A 4,958-nucleotide genomic window follows, 5' to 3' on the forward strand; every position below is an offset into this window, starting at 1 on the left:
TTATATCAAAACCAATCTCTTACAAACAAATTATTGCTTAAATGCCTAATTCAATACTGAATAAAAAAAAATCTCGATCACTCGAGATTAATATATTTTAAGGATATGGAGCCATTTCGACTTCCAACCCATCAATTTCTTCAGTAATATGAATCTGACATCCTAGCCTACTGTTATCCTTAACATGAAAAGCTTCTCCCAACATTGCGTCCTCTTCATCGCCCATTTCAGTAAGATTCTCAGCTCCTTTCACAATGTAGACTTGACAAGAAGCACACATCGCCATTCCTCCGCATACTCCTACTGTTCCTTCCTCAGCCAATTCGTAAGAACGAATCACCTCCATTAAGTTCATAGACATATCGGTAGGCGCAACCAATTCATGAGTAACCCCATCTCTGTCTGTAATTTTTATATTAATATCGTTCATACCTTACGGATTACTTAGTCAATCTTTTTAACAACAGCTTTTTCAGCTTCTTTCCTAGTACCATCAAATCCGTCAACTCCACTTACCGTTGTATATTTTAAAACATATTTTTTTCCCGGATTCAACCTTTGGTAAACACTTTGACACATCAGCGTCGCTTCGTGGAAACCACACAAAATCAATTTCAATTTACCAGGATAGGTATTGATATCACCAATTGCATAGATTCCTTCACGATTCGTTTGATAATCTAAGGCATTATTTACTTTGATAGCATTCTTTTCAATCTCCAATCCCCAATTAGCGATATCTCCTAATTTCGGTGTCAATCCAAAAAGCGGAATAAAAAAGTCAGTTTCTACATCAAACTTTTCACCTTCTTTTTCGATGGTAATTTTCTCAATATGCCCATTACCGTGTAATCCAACAACCTCAGCTGGTGTAATCAAATTAATTTTTCCTTGATTCTTAAGTTCCTGAACTTTTTCTACAGAATCCAACGCTCCACGAAATTCGTTTCTTCGGTGTACCAAAGTGACTTCACTCGCCACATTAGAAAGGAAAATACTCCAATCCAACGCCGAATCTCCTCCTCCAGCTATTACAATTTTTTTTCCTCTGAAATGCTCTGGGTCTTTTACGAAATACTCAACTCCATTTTCTTCAAATCGAGCTAAATTTTCAAACTCAGGTTTTCTAGGTTCAAAAGTTCCTAATCCACCTGCAATAGCAACCGCTTTTGCACGATGAACAGTTCCTTTATTGGTAATTACTTCGAACCACTCTTCATCTATTTTTTCTAAAGAAACAGCCGTCTCAGCAAGTGTAAATCCAGGTTCGAACTGCTTAATTTGTTCCATAAGATTATCAACTAGCTCACCAGCGTTAACCGTAGGATAACCAGGGATATCAAAAATCGGCTTTTTAGGATACAATTCAGCCAACTGACCTCCTGGTTGTGGAAGCGCATCAATCAAATGGCATTTCATTTTTAGTAATCCGGCTTCAAAAACAGCAAAAAGTCCGGTTGGTCCGGCTCCGATAATCAATAAATCCGTAGTAATCATTAAATGGAATTTTTATTTTTCTTAACAAATTTTCGCAAAAGTACAAAAAAATAGGGTAAGATTTCTGTAACATTTATTACATTTTATGCGATGGAATCTATATTATGAAATAATTAAAATTTAATTTTGTGGCAAAGTATTTGTAAAATTGCAATCATGAAAAAATTATTGTCAATACTTATCATTGTATTTTCGTTTGGTTTCGGGATTGCCCAAAGTCTGGACAATATCAATCCAGGTGAAAAACTTACTTACAGAATACATTACGGTTTCATTAACGCAGGACACGCAGACCTTACCACTTTGAAGACAAATTATGGTGGGCAGACCCATTATTATGTGAAGGGTGTTGGTAAATCAACTGGAGCCGTGAGAACTTTTTTTAAAGTTGATGATCTGTATGAGAGTTTTATTAATTACAAAACAGGACTACCAAGTTACTATGTCCGAGACGTCAAAGAAGGTGGATACAGTCAACATTACCAGACCGTTTTCAATCATGATAACCAGACTTTGATTCTGACAGATAAAAAGACACCAGCCAATGGCTCAAAAGTTATAAAATCAGTAAAAGGTGTTCAGGATATGCTTTCGGCTTTCTATTATTTGCGAGCTTTAGAACCTTATGAACTCAAAGTTGGAACCGTTAAAAACCTCAATGTTTGGATAGATGACGAAATGTTTGCCTTCCAACTAAAGGTTGTAGGAACCGAAAATGTAAAAACTAAATTTGGAACCATTAATTGCCTGAAAGTTCAGCCTTTGGTACAAAGTGGTCGTGTCTTCAAAGAAAAAGAAGGAGTACTTCTCTATGTTAGCAATGATAAAAACCACGTTCCTATCCAAATCAAAGCAGAACTTGCAGTAGGTTCTCTCAAAGCAGATCTGGACAGTTACAAGAATGTAAAATACCCTTTAAGTTTTAAATAAATTTCTACTAAAATATACGCCGGCTTAAAAAAAGTCGGTTTTTTTATGGGATCAAAGTAACAAAAACCACATATCGCTTGTCTCATAATGAAACAAACTCGTTAATGAATTTCAGAAAAATATTTTCTCTCTTTATATTACTTCCCTGGCTAATCTACGCTCAAACGATAAAGAACGATAGCATTTCCCGAAAAAAAATAAGCACCTTAAAAACTTCGTCTCCCCCAAAAATAGATGGATACTTGGATGAAGTCATTTGGAACGAAGCTGCAAATGGTACTGACTTCATAGAAAGAAAACCCAACAATGGAAAACCTATTGGAGATGAATTCAAAACGACAGTAAAAGTGTTGTATGACGACACAGGCATCTATATTGGTGCAATAATGCTCGATTCCGAGCCTTCAAAAATCGCAAAAGAACTTACAGAAAGAGACAATATCGGTAACGATGACATCTTTGGAATCGTAATCAATGGATACAATGATCATCAGCAAAGTTTGGAGTTTTTATTAACTCCAGCTGGCGTTCAGTCGGATGCCAAACTCACTTCTGACAATGGAGAAGACTTTAGTTGGAATGGTGTCTGGTTCTCAGCTGTAAGACAAGATGACAAAGGATGGTATGCTGAAGTTAAGATCCCCTACTCTGAGCTACGATTTCCACAAAAAGATACTCAAATTTGGGGAGTTAACTTCATCAGGTTAATCAAAAGAACTAACACCATGTATGACTGGAACTTCGTTAATAATGAAAAAGGAAGTTACATGTTGTATGACGGGATTTTAGAAAATATTGAAAACATCAAACCTCCAACAAGGCTTTCGTTCCTTCCCTATTTTTCCACCTATATCAATAGTTATGATGGTAATACAACAACTAACTTTAACGGCGGAATGGATGTTAAATACGGGATCAACGATGCTTTCACCTTTGATATGACCTTGATTCCAGACTTTGGGCAGACCAATTTCGACCCCAATATTCTCAATCTTTCTCCATTCGAACAACAATTCTCCGAGCAACGGCCATTCTTTACAGAAGGAACCGAACTTTTCAGTAAAGGGAATATGTTCTACTCCAGACGAGTCGGTGGATTTCCGTCAAAATATCCAGACATTTCGGAAAATGAGACAGTCACCGAATATCCAGCAAAGGTCAAACTATTTAACGCTTTTAAAATTTCAGGGAGAACCAAAAAAGGATTGGGAATTGGTATCTTCAATGGTATTACAGAAAAGATGACCGCAACCATTCTTGATCATTCGACAGGCGCAATTAGAAAAGAAGTTGTAGAACCTTGGAGCAATTACAATGTTTTAGTTTTCGACCAAAGATTTGGACAAAACTCTTCCGTGAGCCTTATTAACACTAACACAATGCGAAATGGTGATTTTCGAGATGCCAACGCAACAGGAATCTTATGGGATCTCAACGACAAAAAAAATGTTTATAACCTTAACGGAAGCCTTAAAGAAAGTATTGTTGCCGCCGATGGCGAAACAAAATACGGCACAAAGTTCGACATTGCAGGAGGAAAACTTTCTGGAAAAAATCGTTTTACCCTTTGGGGAATCCTCACTTCAAAAGATTGGAACATTAATGACCTTGGCTTTTCGACTCAAACCAACTATGCTAATTACGGTACTTGGTATGGATACAGAATTCTACAACCTACCAAAAGATTGAACAATATGTATCTTAACTTCAATCTTAATTATTTTCATCGTTTAGGACCCTTTCTCTTCACCAATTTGGTTTTTAATCATAATAATCAGTTCACCAATAAAAAATTTCAAAGTTTTGGTGGTGGAATAGAGTTCACACCGTTTGGAGAAAAAGACATCTATGAACCCCGGACAGAGGGTAGATATCTAAAAATCCCCGGATATTTTGATAGCTGGCTTTGGTATGAAAGTGATGGTAGAAAGAAAGTTCAATTTAATGTCAATGTTGATTATTACGCATATGACGAAAAAGGTAGAAATAGAGTCAACACATCTCTTTATTTGAGATATCGAATTTCGGACAGATTCAAAGTAATATGGAATATTATGCCAAGTTTCAGTAGTAACGAGGTAGGTTATGTAGGAAGCGACGAAAACAACATCTTCATGGGAAGGCGACAAAGAAATACGTATGAAAATTCTATTAATTCTCAATTTGCCTTTAATAATAAAATGACTCTATCTTTAACCTTTAGACATTATTTCTCGGATGTGACTTATAAAAATTTCAATACCCTTAATGATGATGGAAGCATTACTCCAACCAACGACTTCAATGAGAATCTTAACGGGACTTACAATTCATGGAATATTGATTTCCTCTATTCTTGGTGGTTCGCACCAGGTTCTCAATTGACCTTATTATATAGAAATGCAATTCAGGATTATTTGGGAGTATCAAGGATGTCAACGAAAAATAACTTTGACACCTTATTTCAGCAGCCTTCAACTAATAACCTTTCTTTGCGAGTCACCTATTATCTCGACCATAATCGAACTAAAAACTGGTGGGGTAAAAAATAA

Annotated in this window: 4 protein-coding genes; 2 read left to right on the forward strand and 2 right to left on the reverse strand. The window is 36.2% G+C overall.

Going from position 1 to position 4,958, the window contains the following annotated elements; all coding sequences use genetic code 11:
* Window positions 1-97: 97 nt before the first annotated feature.
* Complete coding sequence (locus AC4AGG_RS15260; RefSeq protein WP_489772876.1) at window positions 98-430, reverse strand: 2Fe-2S iron-sulfur cluster-binding family protein; 333 nt, start codon at window positions 428-430, stop codon at window positions 98-100.
* A gap of 14 nt (window positions 431-444) precedes the next feature.
* Window positions 445-1,497, reverse strand: coding sequence for an NAD(P)/FAD-dependent oxidoreductase (locus tag AC4AGG_RS15265; RefSeq protein WP_489772877.1), 1,053 nt, complete (start codon window positions 1,495-1,497; stop codon window positions 445-447).
* A gap of 156 nt (window positions 1,498-1,653) precedes the next feature.
* Here AC4AGG_RS15265 and AC4AGG_RS15270 point away from each other — a divergent pair, with 156 nt between their 5' ends.
* Window positions 1,654-2,427: a DUF3108 domain-containing protein gene (locus tag AC4AGG_RS15270; protein WP_489772878.1), complete on the forward strand. Its 774-nt coding sequence runs from the start codon at window positions 1,654-1,656 to the stop codon at window positions 2,425-2,427.
* A 104-nt stretch (window positions 2,428-2,531) separates the two neighbouring features.
* Window positions 2,532-4,958: a DUF5916 domain-containing protein gene (locus tag AC4AGG_RS15275; protein WP_489772879.1), complete on the forward strand. Its 2,427-nt coding sequence runs from the start codon at window positions 2,532-2,534 to the stop codon at window positions 4,956-4,958.

This window comes from Chryseobacterium sp. CG10_8 (assembly GCF_058117085.1).

What these genes read in the sequence shown, in the direction of transcription:
- AC4AGG_RS15260 (WP_489772876.1), bottom strand. Translation starts at nt 430, where the DNA reads ATGAACGATATTAATATAAAAATTACAGACAGAGATGGGGTTACTCAT.
- AC4AGG_RS15275 (WP_489772879.1), top strand. Translation starts at nt 2,532, where the DNA reads ATGAATTTCAGAAAAATATTTTCTCTCTTTATATTACTTCCCTGGCTA.
- AC4AGG_RS15265 (WP_489772877.1), bottom strand. Translation starts at nt 1,497, where the DNA reads ATGATTACTACGGATTTATTGATTATCGGAGCCGGACCAACCGGACTT.
- AC4AGG_RS15270 (WP_489772878.1), top strand. Translation starts at nt 1,654, where the DNA reads ATGAAAAAATTATTGTCAATACTTATCATTGTATTTTCGTTTGGTTTC.